Source organism: Photobacterium sp. J15, from assembly GCF_963870815.1.
GTDB classification, from domain to species: Bacteria; Pseudomonadota; Gammaproteobacteria; order Enterobacterales; family Vibrionaceae; genus Photobacterium; species Photobacterium marinum.
This window is the reverse complement of the sequence record NZ_CAWMUI010000003.1, coordinates 94482-117416: the sequence shown is the minus strand read 5'-3', so window position 1 is coordinate 117416 and position 22935 is coordinate 94482. Positions and strand designations below refer to the sequence as shown.

The 22935-nt window shown below is 46.7% G+C and carries 11 protein-coding genes and 1 pseudogene; 5 read left to right on the top strand and 7 right to left on the bottom strand.

Going from position 1 to position 22935, the window contains the following annotated elements; genetic code table 11:
- Positions 1–60 precede the first annotated feature (60 nt).
- Together AACQ93_RS25405 and AACQ93_RS25400 are read right to left on the bottom strand one after the other, a co-directional pair.
- Positions 61–510, bottom strand: a complete 450-nt coding sequence (locus AACQ93_RS25405; protein ID WP_064609920.1) for a hypothetical protein — start codon at positions 508–510, stop codon at positions 61–63.
- 95 nt (positions 511–605) lie between these two features.
- A complete protein-coding gene (locus tag AACQ93_RS25400; protein WP_007471248.1) occupies positions 606–1517 on the bottom strand; it encodes a LysR substrate-binding domain-containing protein in 912 nt (303 codons plus the stop codon).
- Between the two features lie 144 nt (positions 1518–1661).
- On the opposite strand from AACQ93_RS25400, the gene AACQ93_RS25395 reads away from it, so the two are divergent.
- Together AACQ93_RS25395 and AACQ93_RS25390 are read left to right on the top strand one after the other, a co-directional pair.
- Entirely contained in the window at positions 1662–2822 is a 1161-nt protein-coding gene (locus tag AACQ93_RS25395) for an alanine racemase (RefSeq protein ID WP_007471246.1), read from the top strand.
- A gap of 1 nt (position 2823) precedes the next feature.
- Entirely contained in the window at positions 2824–3750 is a 927-nt protein-coding gene (locus tag AACQ93_RS25390) for an ornithine cyclodeaminase family protein (protein ID WP_064609919.1), read from the top strand.
- Between the two features lie 53 nt (positions 3751–3803).
- Here AACQ93_RS25390 and AACQ93_RS25385 read toward each other — a convergent pair whose 3' ends face one another.
- From AACQ93_RS25385 to AACQ93_RS25365, 5 genes are all read right to left on the bottom strand, one after another.
- Complete coding sequence (locus AACQ93_RS25385; protein WP_084419536.1) at positions 3804–5903, bottom strand: FG-GAP repeat protein; 2100 nt, start codon at positions 5901–5903, stop codon at positions 3804–3806.
- A 674-nt stretch (positions 5904–6577) separates the two neighbouring features.
- Positions 6578–6952 (bottom strand): H-NS family nucleoid-associated regulatory protein, encoded by a 375-nt coding sequence (locus tag AACQ93_RS25380; protein ID WP_064609917.1) that lies wholly within the window; start codon positions 6950–6952, stop codon positions 6578–6580.
- Between the two features lie 45 nt (positions 6953–6997).
- Positions 6998–9163, bottom strand: a complete 2166-nt coding sequence (locus tag AACQ93_RS25375; protein WP_064609936.1) for a type I secretion system permease/ATPase — start codon at positions 9161–9163, stop codon at positions 6998–7000.
- Between the two features lie 8 nt (positions 9164–9171).
- Positions 9172–10533 (bottom strand): HlyD family type I secretion periplasmic adaptor subunit, encoded by a 1362-nt coding sequence (locus AACQ93_RS25370; protein WP_064609915.1) that lies wholly within the window; start codon positions 10531–10533, stop codon positions 9172–9174.
- The gene (locus AACQ93_RS25365; RefSeq protein WP_064609913.1) at positions 10530–12641 is read right to left on the bottom strand and encodes a peptidase domain-containing ABC transporter; all 2112 of its coding nucleotides are present in this window, start codon (positions 12639–12641) and stop codon (positions 10530–10532) included. Before AACQ93_RS25365 ends, AACQ93_RS25370 begins: the two co-directional genes overlap by 4 nt.
- A 320-nt stretch (positions 12642–12961) precedes the next feature.
- On the opposite strand from AACQ93_RS25365, the gene rtxH reads away from it, so the two are divergent.
- The 3 genes and pseudogenes from rtxH to rtxA all read left to right on the top strand — a co-directional run.
- The gene (rtxH, locus tag AACQ93_RS25360) at positions 12962–13318 is read left to right on the top strand and encodes a protein RtxH (protein ID WP_064609911.1); all 357 of its coding nucleotides are present in this window, start codon (positions 12962–12964) and stop codon (positions 13316–13318) included.
- Positions 13319–13330: 12 nt separating this feature from the next.
- Positions 13331–13792 (top strand): toxin-activating lysine-acyltransferase, encoded by a 462-nt coding sequence (locus AACQ93_RS25355; protein WP_064609909.1) that lies wholly within the window; start codon positions 13331–13333, stop codon positions 13790–13792.
- 18 nt (positions 13793–13810) lie between these two features.
- Positions 13811–22822: pseudogene (gene rtxA / locus AACQ93_RS25350) on the top strand (MARTX multifunctional-autoprocessing repeats-in-toxin holotoxin RtxA); the annotation flags it as partial.
- Positions 22823–22935: the final 113 nt, after the last annotated feature.

Here is a 22935-nt window from a genome sequence, read left to right as displayed (position 1 = left end):
GCTTGATGTCTATTTAAGTGAACACATGAGTTGTCTTTTAATCGGATATTAAGCGCTATATTATTGTGTGGTTATGAAACCATCACTCCAAACCAATGCACGGTAACATGGTCCAATTGAATCGCTGCATTCAGAGGGGTGAACCGCCAGTAATAGTATTTGCTGATTATCAAAATCAACAATTTTCCATCGGTTCGCTAAAAACTCGTAGGCTTTTCCATTAACGATCACCCACAACATTGTTCCTCCAGAGCCACCCCACATGGAAACAGATGTCGAACAGGCAAACTGGCCTGCGTCGATAATCTCCTCTGGGTGACCGTCCCCGGTCAAATCATGCCGTGTGATGGCATGCTTTGTTGTTTCGAATTGACCATTTTCGAATTGAGCGCATTCTTTTTTAGCATTCTGAACAATATTTTTTGCAATCGGTGAGGGTGAGGAAGGCGCTGCAAATACAAAGGATGACATGATTAAAAGAGTCAAGCAGACCCATGGACTATGCTTCATGCTAATTTCTCCTGCATACTATTCAAGTTCTATAAAATGTAGCCCAGAGATTTAATCTGTGCATACTGCCACCGCTGGTGGGACGCTCTTCTTTTTTATTTTTTCCAGGGAACTGGTGATAAGCGCTTTTTCAATAACGAGATAAAACCAGAAATCCTTGCGGTTCGTTCTTTTTCAGGGCTGCTTAATAGCGCAACGATGTTGGCATTTGGTAAGGAGAAGTTTGGTAATAATCTGACCAGTTCACCACTATCAAGTTGGGGTTGAACATCCCATTCAGAACGCATAATTATTCCTAGTCCGGCCAGAGCCCAATCTTTGATCACCCGACCTTCATTACTCGCTAGTGTTGGGGGGATCCGAATCACCTCCTCTTTAGTGCTTCCTTCCGGCGTAAATGGCCATAATGTGACATCTTCATTATTTTCTCGCAGGGCTATACAACTGTGATTTACGAGGTCTCGTGGTGACTTAGGGACACCTCTCTCATGGATATAGTCAGGTGAGGCGCATATAAATCGTTGATTATCAGCCAAAGTGATCATTTTTAATGTTGAGTCATTTAATGCACCGATATAGATGATGATGTCCCATTTATGATGATTGGACCAATTGGGAGTATCTGACAATTCAAGTTCAATATCTAACTGAGGATGCTGCCGTTTGTACTTCCCAAGCAAGGGGGCGATATAGTCATTACCAAACCCTAAAGGAGCAAGTACTCTTAGCTTTCCGCACACTAGCTCTTTTCTTTCATCCAGTTGCTCCTGCAATTCATCAAGTCCTTGAAGGATGGGGATTCCCTTATCAAGAAGCAACTGTCCCTCCTCGGTTAAACACACGATGCGAGACGGACGCTGGATAAGCTTAATCGATAGTTTTCGTTCAATATGCTGCAGCCGCAGAGTGACAGAGGGAGGAGTAATATTTAATGCTCTCGCGGCACCGGCTAATGTCCGGTGATTGGCTATTGTCATTATGAACCGGAGATCTTCAGTGGTAAGCATTAGGTTCTAACTTAATCTGTGTCTTAATTATTATTAATGTAAAGTAAAACAACATTTTTGGATACTGATCATCAACCAATGGTTTGCCATAAACGGGCAACCATAAAAACTTATCGTGTTGATGTATCAGGGTCAGAATAAATTATGAGTACACAGCCATATCCCGCTTTTTTTAGTTGTTACAATCAGTTGGATACGCCTTTCTTGTTTGTTGATAAACAGAAGTTTATTAATAACTTAACGCGGTTACGTCATAGCGTTGAGTCTTTCGGGACAGAGTTAAGACCACACTTTAAAACGGTAAAGTCCCTCCATGCATTGCCGTATTTATTACCAGATAAAACGGCCCCAATCACAGTTTCTACTGTAAAAGAAGCGGAGCTGCTCGCCAGTGAAGGTTATAGCAACATCATTTATGCGGTAGGGATCTGCGAGAACAAACTTCCACGGCTGCGTGATCTTATTGGCAGGGGGATTGCGGTTCGAGTCTTGTTAGATAGCAAAGAGCAAGCAAGGTTTCTTACCCGCTTTTGCCTACTCAATCAGTGTACCATTTCCGCACTGATAGAAATTGATTGTGATGGTCATAGGGGCGGGCTTACCCCGGATAGTCCGGACCTGATTGAAATTGCTCAATTATTGCACCAAGGGACTGTGGAACTTGAGGGGGTTTTGGCACATGCGGGTGAGTCTTACCATTGTTATGATCCCGTGTCGCTTCGTCGTGCCGCCGATAACGAAGTGAGAACAACACTGGATGCGGCTCAGCGAATACGTTCTGCTGGTATTTCTTGCAATATGGTGAGTATCGGTTCTACACCAACAGCACATAGTTATCACAACCTTAATGGCATTACGGAAGTAAGGGCCGGAGCGTACTGTTTTTTTGATTTGGTCATGGCGGGGACGGGTTCTTGCAAGATCGATGATATTGCCGCCAGCATTGTCACAACGGTGATCGGTCACAATACAGAAAGGGGCTGGCTGTTAATTGATGCCGGATGGATGGCACTCTCAGCCGATCGCGGAACAGCTCACCAGCCTAAAGATTGTGGGTTTGGTCTGGTAACCCTATCAAATGGAGAGTTGGTTGAGCATTTGCAAGTGACCTCTGTGAATCAAGAGCATGGCATTATTACTGCTATGAATGGTTGCAGTATTAACTTCGATGCGTTTCCGATTGGCTGTCGATTACATATCTTACCCAATCACGCCTGTGCAACAGCATCAATGCATCAACACTATCACGTGTTTGATACCCAAGCGCAATCTTATGATATTTGGACCAGAATTCAGGGATGGTAATATGATTTGTCTGAACGAAGCGCAAACCTGCGCGCTAATTTCTCACCAACTGGCTTATCAGGCGGTAAAAGAGGCATTCATTGCCGCAAGTAGCGATGAGGCAACAATCTTTCCTGTCGTCAATGCATCAGGGCCGCAAAGTGACTCTATGTTTTCAATAAAATCAGCGTCAACAGCTACGTTGGTTGGCTGGAAAACAGGAACTTATTGGCCAGGCAATCACGATCGCGGTATCCCATGTCACGGGACAACCATCTTTTTGCTGAGCCCTGAGACTGGGGAGCTTGTCGCTACGGTCGCAGCAAGTAAAGTTAATGCCTATCGTACAGCCGCTGCTGATGCAGTTGCTGTCGATTACCTGGCCCGTCCTGATGCGAGTGTTTTAACTGTATTCGGTACTGGCCATCAAGCTGAATATGAAGTTTTAGCTATCGCTACTGTCCGCAAGCTTTCCAGGGTGATCATCGTCGGCCGAGATGAAGCCAGGCGAGACCAATTTATTACTAGGTTGATAGTTCAGGGGATCCCGGTTGTTGCTGGGTCTGCTCAGTACGGGTGTGAACAAGCTGATATAATCGTGACGGCGACAGCGGCTAAAGCGCCATTATTTCAATCGCATTGGGTTAAACCTGGTACGCATATATCAGCCATGGGGGCGGATAAAAATGGTAAACAGGAATTACCTGTTGAAATTTACCCGCGAGCCAAACTCTTTTGCGATTATCACTCTCAGTCGGTTGTAATTGGCGAGTACCAGCATACCAGTAACACGGAAATAAGAGAGATAGGTGCTGTGATAACGGGGCGCTCACCCGGTAGGGTGTCACCTGAAGATATTACGGTATTCGATAGTTCTGGTATTGCGATCCAAGATCTTTTTGTCGCTAAGAAGTTACTAAATGCCCAAAAGGTTGTTGTTTCACCGTGAAATTAAGCACAAGGCGGTCAATGCTGCCTTGTGCTTCTGTTTGCTGATATAAGTTAGAATAGATAGACAGCGCCTGAATTTGCTGCGCGATTATTCGTTTGATCCCCGTTGAATCCTGTCGATGCTGAGTCTTCACCTCGTGCGCCGACTGCTAAATCATGTCCGTTTGCGCTGAGTGACAGTGAATAGCCAAAGCGATCTTCTCGTGTACTATTGGGCGCTTTGATATAACTCTGTTGTATCCATGCCCCCTCTACTCGGGTGAAAAGATAGACAGCGCCAGAATAGGCGGCACTATTATTGTGTTGGTAGCCATCAATCCCCTTAGCGATGGAATCTTCTTTAAATGCCCCCACCGCAAGGGTATTACCATCCTGACTTAAAGATATGCTAGAGCCAAATTCATCAAATGAGTTTGTATTAGAAGCTTTAATAAAGGCCTGTTGTGACCATTCTCCAAGAGTTCTGGTGAAAACATATACCGCACCTGAATCATCGGCATCAAAAGGCCACTCTACAGGATTGATACCTTTGGTTGCTGAATCTTGAGATGGGGCGCCAACGGCAAGGGTATTGCCATCGGCATTTAACGAAACGGATGTACCAAATTCGTCACCATAGTTTGAAAATGAGCTCTTAATATAGGCCTGCTGATTCCATTGATCGTCTGTGCGAATGAATACATAGACAGCCCCGGAGCGTTGGTCTGTATAAAACCTAGAGGTATTATTGATTCCATCAGCCGATGAATCGTCACCGTTGGCGCCTACTGCTAATGTATTGCCATCGAAGCTTAATGAGGTGGAAATGCCAAACGCATCATTACCATGAGGCTTGTTAGCTTTGATGTATGCCTGTTGGGCCCAGTTCATTCCGTTGTATGTAAAGACATACACCGCGCCTGAACCTAGCGCCCTGTTATTATCTTGGTCACCATTGATCCCGCCATCACTGGAATCTTCATTTCTTGCGCCGACAGCCAATGTTTTTCCGTCACCGCTTAATGATAGCGATGTACCAAAATGGTCCCCTCGATCTGTGTTAGATGCTTTGATATAGGCTTGTTGACGCCATAAGCTTGGTGATTTTGTATATCGGTGACGCGATTCGGTAGTTCCTTTAGTGAAGACATAGACAGCACCGGATTCTCTGGCGTTGAAGTTCTCTTGTTCGCCATCGATGCCCTTTGCATCTGAATCCTCGTTAAATGCCGATACTGCCAAGGTTTGACCGTCGGCACTTAAGCTTAAGGCGTAACCAAAGAGCTGGGCGTCTCCAAAATATGAAGGTTTAATGTAGGCGTCTTGGGTCCAGACTCCATTTGAGCGGGTAAATACATAAACGGCACCAGTATTTTCGAGCGTCAATGCTGAATAGGCATTGCCATTGTCTTGGTAACCGTTGATCCCTTGTGAATTGGAATCCTCATGAGGGGCACTGACTGCCAAAGTATTGCCATCGGCACTTAATGAAACCGCATATCCGAAGTGATCCTCCGCATCCGTATTCGAGGCTTTCAAGTACCCGGTGGCGGCGATAAGCGAGGATCGACTTAACGTGAGGCGGTTACTAGTGACCTGCGCATCATCATTTTCAGCCATAACAAAAAAGGTGAGTTGACTATTTAGCAGGGTGTCTAAGTGAATATTCGTTTCAGTAACATCGACAGTGTTGCCCAATGGTTGGCAATTGTTAAGGTAACTAGTATTTTCTAAGCACACCTGATAAGAAGTGGCATTTTTACTTGTGCTCCATTCAAACGTAAAGCTTTTAACATTATGGGCACTTGCTTCAATAGTGTGTAAATTGAAGGCTTCAGGTTTTATAATGTTTTTATTCTCCACTATCTGTGCTTTTTCAATACCTCCAGTTGAGGTGTCTTTAATAGTTAATCCATTATCTTCTGTAGTACCGCTTTTTTCAGGGTTTATTGCTGGCTTGTTTGTTTGATTAATAACTTCGATGGTTTCTGTGTTTTCACCGCTAACTTGTGTTTCTACAGGCTTGTCGTTGTTTTCGTCTATGTTTTTTTTGTTATCTGTATGGCCGTCGCTAGCTTCGACTATAACAGTGTTCTCTGTTTTTTCTTCTGCATTACAGCCGAGTAGTAATAATGCCGATAAAAGAAAGAACAATCGAGTCTTATACTTCATTACAATCCTAATGTTGTGTCTTTTATTATTGATGATTTATGAACATGGTGAGCCCAAGGTACTCAAGATAAATACCCAAAGGGAAGATGCATTGTTCATGGGGTGCGGATAGTACTGAATGAAATCAGGAGACACAAGTGCTTGATTCTTCGCTGGTTGGGCTGAATTTTATGAGAGAAATGACTTGTAACGGAGATGAAATAATTTAGAGTGATTAATCAATTTCAAATAACTGTTTATAAAGGTTTTTATATGTCAGCGCTATTGGGGGGTATTGGTGTCGCCGCCTGGTCTGAACAGTGATATATCTCACGTAATTGTGCAAGTGCAATGCAAGGACTATTCTGATTATCCTTATCTAAACAGAACTTCATGATTTTATTGATGATCATCGGAGTATCATGAATTGTGGCTGTTCACTCGATCATACCGGGGAAGAGACTGTGATACTACTGATGAAGTTCCCTTAAAATGAGGTGGGCATTTCGAAAACTTTGCTGAATTTTGTTCTTTAAGGGGAGGTCTTAAGTTTTAGCTTAAGACCCACAGTTGTTTTGAAATTATTCTTGTTTGTTAGCTTTTGATGTATTGGTTAGATGTTCGAAAGGGCGATTGGGTTAATGTCCCTACGGATGAATACACCTATACATAAAGGCTTTATTTCTATGTCGCTATTAAATTTCAAAATCAGATAACGGAACCCCTTTAATCAGCTGTAACTGAATTGGAGAAGGGGTCCTTCCTTGTCCTGTCCAAGTTTTTATATTACCGTTAAAGTCAGTGTACTTATATTTGGGTGGGCGTTTCTTTCGTTTTTTTCTTATATTGGTATTTAAAATGTTATCAATATCTTCATCAGTCATACCCTCATCTATTAATGACTGATAAATGTTTTTTAATTTTTCAGAGTATTTTGACTTTCTATCTGCTTCAAGTTGTTTTTCTTCAACAATTATCTTTAGTTTATTTACCCCAAGTTGTAGCTTCTCTAAACTTATGTTTCTTGAGGCTGTTCTTAACTTACTCATGTCAAGTAATATATTAAACATCACTATTGCTCCTTAGATATATCGACTTTTGAATGTCTTGTTTGGTTATTTATGAGTTGATTCAGTACCTACTTGCTGGTGCCAGAGCTTGGCGTACAGTCCGTCTTTTTCCAGCAGCTCTTCATGGGTACCACTTTCGCTGACCTGACCTTTATCAAGGACAATGATTTTATCAGCGTGACGAATTGTATTGAGGCGATGGGCGATACTGATGACGGTTCGCTCGCGGCAGATTTCATCCATGTTGGCCATAATCGCCGCCTCTGAACTGTAATCGAGTGCTGAGGTGGCTTCATCAAGCAGCAAAATCCTCGGGTTTACCAGCAGTGCACGGGCTAGGGCAATGCGCTGGCGCTGTCCGCCTGACAGGGCGGCACCTTTTTCCCCGACCGGGTGGTTGAAGCCGTGGGCAAGCCCTTCAATAAATTCCAGTGCGCCAGCCAGTTCGGCGGCATGACGGACTTCATCATCCGAGGCTTGTGGTTTGCAAAGGCGAATGTTATCCGCCACGCTGCCGGAAAACAGGATACTTTCCTGCAAGACCACACTCATGTTCCGGCGCAGGGAAACCGGATCGGCGATGGCGAGATCCATCCCGTCAACCAGTACCTGTCCGTGCTGGGGAACGTACAAGCGTTGCAACAGACGGGTCAGGGTACTTTTGCCAGAGCCTGACGGTCCGGTGATCCCGATAAACTGCCCCGGTTCAATGGTCAGTGACAGGTTGGCTAATACTTCCGGCGCATCTTCGTGGTAGCGGAAGCGGATGTTGCTGAATTCAATGCCGCCCTGAAGTTCCGGCACTGATGCCAGCCCCTGTTTGCTGTTTTCTCTTGGCTCATCAAGAATATCGCCGACCCGGCGCAGGGCGATCAGCGTATGTTGAAAATCCTGCCAGATCTGGGCCAGGCGCAGTACCGGCTGGGTAACGTGGCCGGCCAGCATATTGAAGGCAACCAGCTGGCCCGGTGACAGCTCGCCGTTAAGCACTTCGCTGACGCCCCACCAAAGCAGCAGGGCGGCAGTGAGTTTCTGGATCAGCGCAATGCCCTGGCCGGCGATCAGGCCGGATTTCTGAGCATCGAAACTGCGGTTTAGCTGCTGGCTCAGGATGCGCTGCCACTGCTGTAAAAAACGGTGCTCGGTAGCGGTGGTCTTGATTGTTTCGATCCCGGTCACCGCTTCGGTCAGGAAGCTGGTGGCATTGGCATCGGTCTCATATTCGGATTCGACTTTCTTGCGGATAACCGGTCCGGCGATCAGCCAGAGCACAAAGTAGATCATCAGGGATCCGAGTACCAGCCAGGTCAGTGAACGGGCGTAGTGGAACATCACGGCAAGAAAGACAGTGACGAAGATCAGATCGAGCAACAGCATCAGGGTTGAGCCGGTCAGGAACTGGCGGATCTGGGCCATTTCGCGAACCCGGGCGATGATCTGCCCAGTCTGGCGCTGCTTGAAGTAAGTCAGCGGCAGGCCGACCAGGTGACGGTATAAGCGGCCGGACAGTTCGGCATTGACCTGGCTGGCGAGGTGACCGAAGACGGTATTACGCAGGTAGCTGTATGCAGGCTCAGTAATTGCCAGTGCCAGCATGGCCAGCGCAAGGACATGCAGGCTCGACAGGCTGCGGCCGACCAGGACCTTGTCGATGACATTTTCAAACAGCATCGGGCTGACCAGCGCAAACACCTGCAGGGCGATGGCATACAGGAAAACATCCCGCAGCTGGCTTTTCTGGCGCAGAATGGATGGCGCAAACCAGCTCAGGCCGAATTTGACTTCTTTGCTGTCGATTTCTTCATCCGCCAGTAGTACGACCTTGTAACTCAGGTGGCGGTTATCTGTAGCCAGAGGCTGTTCTTGTTTGGCTTGGCTGGTCGGATCATATAAGGTCCAGCCGTTGTCGTTGACATCGGTGATCACCTTCCAGCCCTTACCGGTTTCCACCAGGGCGGGCAGGGGCAGCGTAATGATATCGCAGGCACTGACCGTCGTGATTTGGCTTTTCAGTCCGATGAAATCCGCTGCTTCCCTCAGCTCCGCATCACTCAGGCCGGGGTGGTTAACCCCCAGGGCGTGCCTGAGCTGAGAGTTGGTCGATTTCTTATGAAAGTGCTGCCCGGCATAAACCACAGCATCGATGGCGTGATTGTCCTGTTGCACGGCGGCTTCATCCCCATTTGCCGGTGCGCCTGTTGGTAAGATCATGTCCACGGTTACTTCTCCCTCAGCGCTTCAGCCTGGTATTCGCGGATCGGGCTCAGCAGGTAGTCGATAACCCGCCGCTTGTCGGTTTTGATCTCTGCGACAACCGACATGCCCGGAGTCAGTTCGACAGCCTGACCGTCAACCAGGATGTTGTTGGTTTTGAGCTGAACTTGTGCCGGGAATACCAACCCCAGGCGTTCATCGGTGGTGGAATCGCGGGAGACGCTGAGCAGCTCGGCGTCAATGGTGCCGTAGCGGGTGTACGGGAAGGCATCAACCTTGATAGTGACCTGCTGGCCCGGGTAGATAAAGCCGACATCCTTGTTGAGGATTTGCACCTCGGCTTGCTGTACCGCATTTTCCGGGACGATGATCATCAGGTTTTGCGCCGGCTGCAGGACGGCACCCAGGGTGTAGACGCTAAGCTGTTGAACGGTGCCGTCAACCGGTGAACGGATGATTTCCAGTTGTTCGCGTTCACGGACTTTCGACAGCTCCTGGCTCAGGGCGGTCAGTTGCAGCTTGGCCTGCCTGCGCTTTTCCAGCCATTCCCGCTGCTTTTGCGCTAAGAAGCCGGCCAGTTTCTCTTTGAGGCTGCGGTACTGGGATTTCAGGACATCCAGCTCAGCCTGCTGCTGCGCAACCTGGCGTTGTGCTTCCAGCAGCTCTTTTTCCTGCTCAAGGTATTCCACTTTACCAATGACTTTGACCTGGTTTAGGGTCTTGCGGGCTGCCAGTCGCTGGCTGATGTTTTCAGTCAGGCCGGTCAGGGCATTGATGTCACTCTGGCGTGCGGCTTGCGAGGTCCGGTTGACCTGCATTTCAGCACTGATGCTGGCAAGGGTGGCTTCAAACTCGCGCTTTTCGCTCAGGTAGTTTTCGCGGATCAGCGCCTGTTGTTGCTCCGGCAAGGCGGTGAACATGCCATCTTCCGCCAGCGGCTGGTCGCTTAGCAGTGCCCGATAACGAAGCAGTTCGTTTGTCTGGAACTCGGACTGGGTGATCAGGCGTGAGATATCCTGGTTAACGCCCAGGGTATCCAGGGTCAGCAACGGCATCCCTTTTTCTACCCGCTGACCGTCTTTAACATGGATGCCGATAACCCGGCTTTGTTCATAGGACTGAATCACCTGGGAGCGGCCGGAAACCACCAGGCGGCCGGTGGCGGTGGCCTGGACATCCAGTTTGCCCCAGTAAGCCCAAACCAAGGCTGCAATGACCCCAAGGCTGAGTGATATTGCCGTGATGCGGGCAAATGGCGAAGGGGGACGTTGCGACAACGCCAGATGTGACGGCAGGAACTCGTAATGCGGCTCAGTGTTTTTGCCTTTTTTGAATTTGCCCGTAAGGCGCTTGATTACTTTGATCATGCCGTGGGTTCCTCCTGTTTCAGTTCCTGCTGTAGCTGCCATAACTGTTTGTACTGTTTGCCATGTTCCAGCAGCTGCTGATGGCTGCCCTGTTCGATAATATTGCCCTGATGAAGCACTATGATCCGATCGCAGTCCCGGACGGTAGAGAGCCTGTGGGCAATGGTGATCACGGTACGCCCTTTGGCAATGTCGGCCATATTGGATTGGATCAGCGCCTGGGATTCATCATCCAGCGCACTGGTGGCTTCATCGAGGATCAGCACCCTTGGATCGGAAAGCAGGGTACGGGCAATCGCCAGTCGCTGTCGTTGGCCACCGGACAGCGACTGACCGCCTTCTGCCAGTACGGTGTCATAACCCATCGGCAGTTTGAGAATGAACTCATGTGCACCTGAAAGCTTTGCGGCTTCAATGATCTCTTCCAGGCTGGCTTGTGGACGAGACTGGGCGATGTTTTCGCTGACGGTTTTGTTAAACAGGAAATTCTCCTGTAGCACGACACCGATCTGTTGCCTGAGTTGGTGGACGCTGATTTGATTCAGCGGGATACCGTCGACGGTCACTTGCCCCTGCTCCGGGCTGTAGAGCCGCAGCAGCAATCTGGCCAGGGTACTTTTGCCTGAGCCGGAGGTGCCGACTACCCCCAGGGTTTCCCCGGCGCGGATATCCAGAGACAGGCCGTTGATGGTCGGCGGGATGTCCGGCTGATAGCGGAACACGATGTCTTTAAATGAAATCGCCCCATGCAGCGTGACCTTATCGCTGCCGGTATGTTGTTCCGGCGGCAGGTTGAGCATGTCACCGAGCTTTTCAACCGCGACCCGGGTCTGGATAAACTGGCCCCACAGCTCAACCATTCGTGACAGGGGCTGCGCAATATGGTTGGTCATCATATTGAACGCAATCAGCTGGCCGATGGTCATCTGTAATGACAGCACTTCTGTTGCGCCCAGCCATAGGATGGCGACACTGGTGACTTTCTGCAGTAGCTGGACAATATGGTTTGAGCGGTTATTCAGTTGCTGGACTGCGTATCCGGTCGTGACCATTTTCTCTGTTTGCTCATCCCAGCGGCGGACAAACCTCGGCTCGACAGCCAGGCTTTTGACGGTCTCACTGCCGGCAACGGTTTCGGTCAAAAATGAGGTATTGGCGGCGGCATGGGTAAACTGTTTTTCGACGGCCGCCTGCATACGTGGTGTCAGCCACCAGGCCATTAGGGCATAAAGGGGCACTGTCGCCACAAACAGCCAGGTTAGCGTGCCTGACAACAGGCTCATTACGTAGACGAAAACGAACATGAACAGCAGTTCGACCGTCAGGGTGAACATTGAGCCGGTCAGAAATTCCCGCACCGTATCGAGTTCGCGTACACGGGTAACGATGGCCCCGACCTGGCGGGATTTGAAAAACAGCAGCGGCAGGCCGAACAGGTGTTTGACCAGTTTCAGGCCGAGCTGGATATCAATCCGGTTCGCGGTGTGGGCATACTGGTATTCACGAAGGCCGCGAAGCAGTACTTCGATAATGCCGGTGACAACCAAGCCGAACACTAATACATCCAGGGTTGACCACGCCTGGTGAACCAGCACCTTATCCATGACTACCTGAAAAAACAGCGGTGAAATCAGTGCCAGGATCTGTAATACAAAGGAAAATAAAAAGATTTCACTTAATAGTCTTTTATGTTTCAGAAACTCAGGAATAAACCAGCGAATATCAAACCGGGATTGTGACTGTTTTATATCAAGCCATTTTCCGTTCCAGTTGGAAGACAGTTCATCGTACGGCAAAACTTCCGGCTTATCTTTATTAGCCTTTTGTATTAAACATTTTTCTTTATTAGTTTTGGCTAAAATGAAAGGTGTACCCTGATTATCAAAAATGATTGCTGGTGTTTTTATTTTATCGAGTTTTTTAAATGTAACTGTCTTGGTTGAAATTCTAACATTATGCTCTTTTTCCATTTTTCTTAGCTCATCTTTATAAACAACTTTCTCATGATGAGATAAAGCCTTTTCATGACTTTTGTTATGTGGCTTATTCTCTGTGATGCTTAAATAAACCTTTATACATAATAACGTTAGTCTTTCATTTTGCTTCATTGTTAGATGTTCTAGTATTAACTGGGTGAGCGATGCTAACACTCGTGTAATATAAGTTCAATTGTAAAAAATAAAAATGAACAAAGTGTGATTTTTCATTGTTTTAACCTCATTTTAAAAGCGTCAATTTTTCAGCATTAGAGTAATTAATCTATTATAAGTTGATGTTTTTAATGAGATAAAAGTTTAAGGCTTTTTACTTTGTTTCTTGGTTGAAAGGAGCGTAATATCTTTCGGCTTTTTTTCTGTTGCAACAGAAAAATAAAGAAACGGTATCGAAGATGATGTCATATTCATTGTATTTTATAAGGTAGTCAATTATGTCTGAGAAATTTGTACAAAGTGTTTCTAGCGTCAACTATAACAAGGGTGTTTTTTCACTGTACTTTGTTGGCCAAAATCAAAAAAACATGGCTAATGGCATTATGGCTGAAAATGATAATGAACTGGAATTTAAGCAAGTTGTTCACATGCCTGCTTCTGGCTTCATGTACATGGTGTCGATGATTAAAAATATGCTGGAAGATCCGCGTATGGAAGCTGAGTTTGAAAAGCTTGTAGCTGCTGGTTTTTTATCTGTTGGTGAAGATTCAAAAGCCGTAGAAAACAAAGGTGATACTCAAAATGTAGTAGAAAAAAAGACAACAAGTAAGCGAACAACAAAAGCAAAAAAATAAAGTGGTACTTTAATGGTTGTTAGAGTTGATACATCTGAAATTAATAAAGAAGAACTCCATAAGGTTGTAGTTGGGGTAATGTTGTTAAGTCAATATTCTCCACTCCATAAAAAATATACCGTCGCACAGTGGTATCAGAGGATTGTTCGTTCTATTGAGTTAAATCAGTTCAGTTATTACGAATCAGAAAATAGTCGTCCAATTGCATTTTGCAATTGGGCGTTTTTGTCTGAACAAAATAAAGAAGAAATTTTAAACGAAGGACGTCAAATCATTCACTCAGACTGGCAGTCGGGAAATCATGTTTTCATTCCTGAGCTGATAGCACCTCACGGGCATGTCCAGGAGGTTGTGGAGGATTTACGTAACCGAATTTTAAAGCCTTATAGAGGACAACGGGCAAGTACCTTCAGAGTAAAAATTGATTTTAAAAACAGAAGGTTAGTGCGAGTTGCGCAGTCTTTTCTAATTTAAGGGTTTATAAGGAATATTATGGGTGACGTTGTAGACTTTTTCGAAGGTGATTTCGTCGACTTTTTCGAAGATGACGTAGCAGGCTTCTTTGAAGATGATGTCGCTGGCTTTTTCGAAGATGATGTTGCTGGCTTCTTTGAGCATGATGTTAAGAATTTTTTTGAAGACGATGTCGCCGGCTTTTTCGAAGATGATGTTGCTGGCTTCTTTGAGCATGATGTTAAGAAATTTTTCGAAGATGATGTTGCTGGCTTCTTTGAACATGATGTTAAGAAATTTTTCGAAAACAATGAAATCAAAAGCTTCTTTGAGAACGATGTTAAGAACTTCTTTCAAAAAGATGTTAAGAATTTCATTGAAGGGGTTGGCAGGAGTCTTGAGTTCTTCTTTACGGGAAGAATGGAGGGGGATGATGGTGATAATACCCTTGTCGCCTTAGGAGTGGGCGGTACCATTAATGCCTATGGTGGTAATGATGAAATTGTAACCGGCGGATTTTACGTCGATATCTATACCGGTTCCGGTAACGATAATGTTTATGGTGCTGCTGGCGGCATCGATGTTACTGATACTGATGGTAATTTAGGCGTTTATGGTGCTTCCGGCAGTTTATCTGTCGATAAAACGGGCAATGGCAATATTGTCGTGGGACAAGCTTCTGTTGCATCCGTTATCGACCATATCGGTGACCACGGTGATCTGGAGTTTGATGGTGGTGCCGCTTACAACGAGTTAACTCGTAAAGGACAAAGTGGCAATGTTTCATTTAACGGTCTTGGTGGTTATAACGCACTGTGGCATGAAACCAATCACGGTAATCTCTCGTTTAAAGGTGCAGGGGCTGGCAATAAGCTAGACCGAACCTGGCTTGATCAATACCAGGGGTCAGGCGGTGATGTTACTTTTGACGGCGGCGGAGCTTCAAACATCATTAGCTCACGAGTTGCGGCTGGCAATATTGTATTTAAGGGAGCTGGATTTTATAACGACATCGAGCGCGTCGGACAAAGTGGTGACATCAGTGTCAGTGGCGCCGGGGGGTATAACTCAATAAAGCGTACCCGCAACCACCAGGACGAATATGCCGCTACTCGAGGCAATATCCGTTTCGAGGGCTTTGGTGGATATAACAATATTCACTCTGATGTTGCTCACGGTAACATTAATTTTGCCGGTGCTGGCGGGTACAATGATATTACCCGTCAGGGGGCTGACAGTGAGTCTTCGGGCATAGCTCTAGCTCTAGCTACAGCTCAAGCTGAAGAGATAGTGTTAACCCGGGCGACGATGGGGGGCTCATGGATCCTAGAGTCTCAGTTGGTGACGGGGATTAAATCAAACCGTGAACCAAACACTTACCTCTTCGCCTTTGCTGACAGCACTTATACCAAAATAAATAAAGTGCAGTTGCGCAATGACCCTCAAACCGGCAAGTTAACGTACTACTCTACAGCCTGGTATAAAGAAGGTAACCATTTAACGGATCTTGCCAACCAGGATATCTCATCTGCATCTGGTTTTAATGCCGTTAACATCAATGGCGCTTATCGTCTGTCTAATCTCACTATTGAACACCGCAAAACTTTTACAACTGAAGGTGTGGTGGATGATTTGACTGAATATGAGTGGCGTCCATATGCAGGTGGTGCCCACATTAATGCAGATGATGTCACGTTATCTGATGCCAAAATGGGTGGGCATGGAATTGACTACAATAGGTCGACTTTTGACGTCTCAGCAGTGAAATCCAACCGTAGTAAAAATACTTACGTGTATGGCAAATTTGATGGGGTCTATACCAAGATCGTTGTCGTTCAGTTGGCGAATGAGTCAGAGTCCGGTGCACTTAAGTACTATGCTGAATCATGGTACAAGCCAGGGGATCATACTGCTGACTTGGCGAATGAAAATATCTCTGCTGTCAATGGTTATCATCCAAAGGCTGTCGGAGGTTATTCACTTAGCGATCACCATTACTCGGTTACTGGCGTTCGTAGTTCGTCCCAGCGTTTAGCGCATACAGAAGAATATAGTGATCAGGCGTTGTTTACCCCTTCTACCTCTAGTGGTGAAAGTTCCGGTGATGTGAACTTTGAAGGTGGCGGTGCAGCGAATGTTATCCGTTCGAGTGTAACCAGAGGTGATGTTAACTTTGACGGTGGCGGCATTGCCAACGTTATTTTGCACAGCTCAAAGTATGGTAATACCGACTTCGAAGGAGGTGGTGGTGCCAATGTCGTTGTTAAAAGTGGGTTGGAAGGTGATTTAACGTTCCGTGGCGCAGGTCTTGCCAACGTACTGGTTCATCAAAGCCAGAAAGGTAAGATGGATGTGTATGCTGGCGGTGCGGTTAACGTGTTGGTGCGTATCGGTGATGGGCAGTATTTAGCGAACTTGCTGGCGTATGGCAATATCTCTGTTCACAAGGGTAACGGTGATAGTCGAGTTGTGATGCTTGGCGGCTACAACACTCATACCCAGGTTGGCAGCGGTAATGCAATGTGGCTTGCGGCAGGTGGGTTCAATGTGATGACCCATGTCGGTAAAGGCGATGTTGCTTCAGCTCTGGTTGGTGGCGCAAATGTGCTGACTAAATTTGGTAATGGTGATCTGATCTCCGGCATGCTTGGCGGTGCGAATATCATTACCCATATTAGCGATGACATGGAATCGTCTGATACCACAGCGATAGCATTAGGCGGTGCCAATATCCTGACTAAAAAGGGCAAGGGTAACTCGCTGGCTGTCATGGGCGGTGGTGCCAATGTCATGACCCATGTTGGTGATGGTTCTACAACTGGTGTGATGCTGGGTGGAGCGAATATCCTGACAAAAGTAGGCCACGGCAATACAACAGGCGTGATGTTGGGTGTTGGTAACGTGCTCACTCATGTCGGTGACGGTCAGACCATTGGGGTAATGGGAGCTGTTGGCAATATCTTTACTAAAGTCGGTGATGGTACTTCTATTGCGGCCATGGTTGGTGGCGGTAATATTTTCACCCATGTCGGTGAAGGGGATGCCTGGGCTCTGATGGGCGGTGTGGGTAATGTCTTTACCAAAGTCGGTGACGGTAATGCTCTTGCTTTGATGGTTGCCGCTGCTAACGTCTATACCCATATTGGTGATGGCCTGTCAGTCGCTTTGATGGTAGCTAAAGGCAATATTGCGACCAAGATCGGTAACGGAACTACGATGGCGGCAATGGTCGGTGCAGCAAATATTTTTACTCACATCGGTGACGGCAATACATTTGCGGCAATGGTCGGTAAAGCGAATATCCTGACTAAAGTGGGTAATGAACTGACGGCTGGCCTAATGGTCGGTACTGCTAATATCTTTACCCATGTCGGTGATGGGACCAGCATTGGTTTGTTCGCCGGTAAAGCCAATATCATGACTAAAGTTGGCGATGGAACAACGTTGGCAGCGATGTTCGGAAAAGCAAACATCATGACCCATGTCGGCGATGGACTGACGGGGGTGCTGGCGCTAGGCGAAGCAAATATCGTAACCAAGGTCGGTGACGACTTTATGGGGGTAGTTGCGGCAGCTAAAGCGAACGTGGTTACACACGTGGGTGATGCTACCACTGCAGCGGTGCTTGCCGGTAAAGGTAACATCCTGACTAAGGTCGGTGATGGAACCACGGTTGGATTGTTGTTATCAGACATCGGTAATGTGATGACCCATGTTGGTGATGGTATGACTCTGGGGTTTGCCAAAGGTAAGGCCAATATCATCACAAAAGTGGGTGACGGTTTAGGTGTGAATGCTGGTTGGGGTAACGCCAACGTCTTTACTCATGTCGGTGAGGGCGATCGTTATAACTTTGCCAAGGGTGAAGCTAACTTGATTACCAAGGTGGGTGATGGCCAGGAAGTGTCCGTTGTCCATGGTAAGGCAAATATCATTACCCACATCGGTGACGGTAATGATTATACCGGTGCCTGGGGTAAGGCGAATGTCATCACCAAAGTTGGTGATGGACGTAATGTCGTTCTGGCTAAAGGCGAAGCTAACATTGTTACTCAGGTGGGTAACGGTGACAGTTTTAATGCGCTGTGGAGTAAAGGCAACATCGTGACTAAGGTCGGCGATGGTATGCAGGTTACTGCCGCAAAAGGTAAAGCAAACATCGTTACCACAGTCGGTAATGGTTTAAGTGTGACGGCCACTTACGGTGATGCCAACATTAACACCAAAGTCGGTGATGGTATTTCCGTGAATGTGGCTTGGGGCAAGTATAACGTCAACACCAAAGTGGGCGATGGCCTCAATGTCGCTGTGATGAAAGGTAAGGCCAACGTTAATATCCATGTCGGAGATGGTCTGGGTATTAATGCCTCTTATGCGCAAAATAACGTCGCTATCAAGATTGGTAACGGTGATTTCTACAGCCTGGCGGTGGCTTCCAGCAATACTAAGAGCAATAAGCTGTCTTCGCTCTTCGATACGATTAAACAAACCGTATTGGGCGTAGGTGGTAGCCAGGCGATTAACTATTTGGTTCATGGTGACGATGCATCCTCGTCAGGTACCCGCAAAGGCCGTGGCGCAATTGCAACCCCGGAAATTACTAAGCTTGATGGATTCCAGATGGATGAAATCGAAGAGGTTGGAACAGACTTAGGCGATAATCTGGTTGGCGGTGTCAGTGATGTTGAAACCCCTGATTTGGATGCCATGCAAAATGATCTGGATGTTGATGAAGCATCTGATACAACGCAGAGTCCGAATTTGATCGTCAATGGTGATTTTGAACAAGGTGGTCATGGTTGGGGGGCAACAAACGGGATTGAAGCATCTTATGCTGCCGCATGTTATGGCAACAGTGACGATGGACATGGTTCACGGGTTAGTGAGCTGGATGTCGCGGGCAATACAAGCTTGTACCAAGACTTATCGAATCTGACTAAAGGGGAGCTTATCTCCTTGAGTTTTGATTTTGCAAATCGAGATCATGAAGCAATTACGAACAACGAAGGTTTCGAGGTTCTTTGGAACGGTGATGTTGTTTTCTCCTCTTCTGATGATGATGCCTCTTGGCAGCACAAAACATTAAAACTGACAGCACAGGCTGGCAGTAACCGAATTGAATTCAAAGGCACAGGCCTTAGCAATGGCGTGGGCTATATCTTGGATAATGTGGTTGCCAAATCCGAGATGTCAATGCAGACCAACGCAGTTGGTGAACATGCCGAGCAAAATGAAGCGGCGCAAAACGCAATGGGCGACAAAGCTCAGGCAGAAGCGGATCGCCAGCGCTTGGAACAGGAAAAAGAGAAGCAATTAGCGGCTGTTTCAGGATCACAAGCTCAGCTGGAATCGACCGATCAGGAAGCATTGGCTAGCAATGGTCAGGTGCAGAGAGCGGCGGTGAAAGGTGAATCTGATGCCGTTACAGAAGAGTTAACCGCAATGACCCAAGGGCTTGATAAGCTCGATGGACATAAGGTGTACCGGGGCGAATCTGGTAACTCGTGGCGGGAACATTTTGCCGGAGGCATTCTTGATGATGTCGAGGCGCAACTTGATCAGTCTAAAGCTAAAACAAGCGAGTATTTGACCAAGTCACAGCAGCAGATTGCTGAAAGTAAGGATGACGTTAAAGATTCTGTGGCGAAATCTGAAGCGGGCGTGGCAAAAGGCGAGCAAAATCGCGCCGGAGCTGAGCAAGATATTACTGATGCGAAGGTTGAGGCTAATAATCGTAAAGCTGAGGCGCTCGCACAGCAAAACCGAGCGAAGGCTGCTGAAAATGAAGCACGTTGTGCCTCTGATGATGCTCGTTCCCGTGGCGAACAAGATAAATTGGCCGCTGAGAGTGAAGCGTCTCAGGCCCAAGCAGATGCTGAAGGGTCGAAGAAAAATGAAGGGGATCGTCCTGATCGTGAAGGCGCGTCAGGTAGCGGTTTATCTGGCAAGCAGTACCAAGGTCATGCGGAAGCTGACACAACAAGTCATGTTGATGCAGAGGGGCAAACACGAGCAGACGGCCGGTTTAGCGAAGGTTTGACCGATGAAGAACAGGATGCTTTGGATGGTGCGACACAGGCTGTCAATCGCTTGCAAATCAATGCTGGCGTTCGGGCCAAGAATACCGGTGCTTCCATTACATCTATGTTTACGAAAGCAACTGATAATAAGGTCGCTGCTTCAGCTAAGCATGGTTCACAGGATGTTCGCCGTAAAGAAATCCAGGTGTCAGGTGTCAATCTGGAAGGGTTAGGTGAGGTTAACGCTGCTGCTAAGTTTGAGCATGATAGCCAACATCAACTAGTTCGTGATTTTTCACAGGTATCCAGTAAGGATGGGTTGCAAAAGAAAGCCAAGGTGTTCGCGAAACCAATCGGAGAGTCTTACCAGAAGATCCTCGATCAGGTGGAGCTATTGCATACCTCAACAGGGTTGAAGCAGATTGAAGTTGCTTTGAACTTGAATAACCTTATCGATGCTTACGTTGCTAAACATGAGACTTCAGGACGGAATTCTGCACTGAAGCGCTTCCAAGAGCAACTATCAGAAAGTTTGTACAGTGGATCAGCCGGAGCATTAAGAAGCGACATTGCTGACTTGGCTAAAACACGGCCTGATTTAGCGGCGACAGTTATTTCTAATATCTTGATGGCAGCCGATGATAAGACGCCAACAGTGGATGTTAAGCAGCTTGATGACGGCACGAAATACATCAGTGAAGCAAGCCTGAATGCTCTAATGGAACAAGAGGAACCGTTCAATAAGGAGCGGTACAATCAAGAGTTGCTTGATGGAAGGAAAGCTGGTGAAGATATTGTTGCCAAAGGTAATTTAAATGACGCCGAAATTAAAGGTATTAAATGGTATACCAGTGAAGGCTTCCAATATGTAAACGAGTCACTGAGGAAGAACGAGAAACTTCAATATTTCGTGAAAGACAACTCTGTTGATGCTGTTAAAGGTATGAGCAAGTTAGACACGTTTGAAGGAACTGTTTACCGTGCGTTTATGCCAGGTGTAAGTTTAGCGGAGTTGGAGAGTCGTATTGCACCAGGGCAACTGATTGGCGAGAAAGGCTTCTGTTCCACATCGACCAGTGCAGAGCTGGCTAAAGACTTCCGTGGTGGAAAAGGGACAGTGATGCTAACGATTCTGGACGCGAAAGGCACCAATGTTGCCGGCCTTGCGCAATTGAATCAGGCAGAGGTTTTATTAAAACCGGGCTCCCATATACGTATAGAGGCGATCAAGAAGACAGACAAGAATCTGCATATTGTTGCTAAATATACGGAAGATTTTAAAGTCGGTGAAAGTGTGCATAGCCTATTTGACGGCAACAAGATTGGTTTAGCTATCAATCAGGATACTTCCACTCTACATGAAGATGTGAAGTCCTCTTTCGATAGTGCCGATGTTGCCGACATTTTGAAGCCGAAAAAAGCGGTGGAAAATTTGGTGGGCGAGAATGCTGCAAGTCGTTTTGAAGAACATCATAACGTCATAGATGATGCAGCTAGAACAGATAAAACCGAGAAAAACTATCAGTCACGTGATTTAGTTCTAGAGCCAATCAAACAACCAGAATCGATTGAGCTGGGTATGCCTGAAGCTGATCAGGAAGTGTTGGCGAAAATTGCAGATCGGGAAAATGTCATTATTGGTGTTCGTCCTGTCGATGAGAAGTCTAAGTCTTTGATCGACTCTAAGATGTACAGCAGTAAGGGGCTGTTTGTTAAGGCGAAAAGTTCAGATTGGGGGCCAATGTCCGGCTTCATTCCTGTTGATCAGTCGTTTGCGAAAGCATCGGCAAGAAGAGACCTTGCGAAGTTTAACGGTTATGCCGAGCAATCTATTCAGTCCGGTAATGCGGTAAGTGCGGATCTGTATCTGAATCAACGTCGGGTTGATGACCTGGTATCAAAATACCATTCATTGACGACACCTGAGCTTGATGCAGAAAGCGGTATGTATAAAACAACTGCGACCAATGGTGACCAGACAGTATCTTTCTTCCTGAATAAAGTAACGGTTGACGGCAAAGAGCTGTGGCAGGTTAATTACTTGAAGGATGGCGAACTGGCACCGTTCAAAGTGATTGGTGATCCGGTATCGAAGCAGCCGATGACAGCAGACTATGACCTGCTGACTGTGATGCATCCTTATGGTGATTTAGGTCCGAAGGATAAGGTTAAGCAGCCATTAACATGGGAACAGTGGAAAGAGTCAGTTACCTACGAAGACTTAACGCCTAAGTACAAAGAGCTTTATAACAATGAAGCGCTTTACAACAAGAAGGACGGGGCGAGCCTTGGTATTGTGAGCGATCGCCTGAAAGAGCTTAAGGATGTGATCAATACTGGTCTGGGCAGAACGAACGGTCTGGAAATGGTTCACCATGGTGCTGATGATGCAAACCCTTATGCTGTAATGGCGGATAACTTCCCGGCGACCTTCTTTGTACCAAAGAGCTTTTTCGAAGAAGATGGTTTGGGTGAAGGTAAGGGTTCAATCCAGACTTATTTCAATGTGAATGAGCAGGGTGCCGTCGTTATCCGTAACCCGCAGGAGTTTTCTAACTTCCAGCAGGTGGCGATTAATGCGAGTTACCGAGCATCACTCAATGACAAGTGGAATGCTGGCTTAGATAAGCCTTTGTTTACCAAAGAAGAGAAACTGTCACATGCCTTCCTAGATGCAAGGGATGAGTTGGTGAAGAAGCTTAATGGTGTCAATTCTGATGTCGATCAAGATGAACTTGAATCTCTTGGTTCAAAGAACCGTCCGGTTAAAGCTGAAATTGATGGTCAAAGCCAGTCAACTCAAGATGCTGCGGATAAATTGGATCGCGTTAGTAAACCAGGCCTCGATTTTTCACAAGTAATCAGTAAGGATGAGCTGAAGAAAGAGGCCCAAGTGTTCGCGAAACCAATCGGAGAGTCTTACCAGAAGATCCTCGATCAGGTGGAGCTATTGCATACCTCAACAGGGTTGAAGCAGATTGAAGTTGCTTTGAACTTGAATAACCTTATCGATGCTTACGTTGCTAAACATGAGACTTCAGGACGGAATTCTGCACTGAAGCGCTTCCAAGAGCAACTATCAGAAAGTTTGTACAGTGGATCAGCCGGAGCATTAAGAAGCGACATTGCTGACTTGGCTAAAAC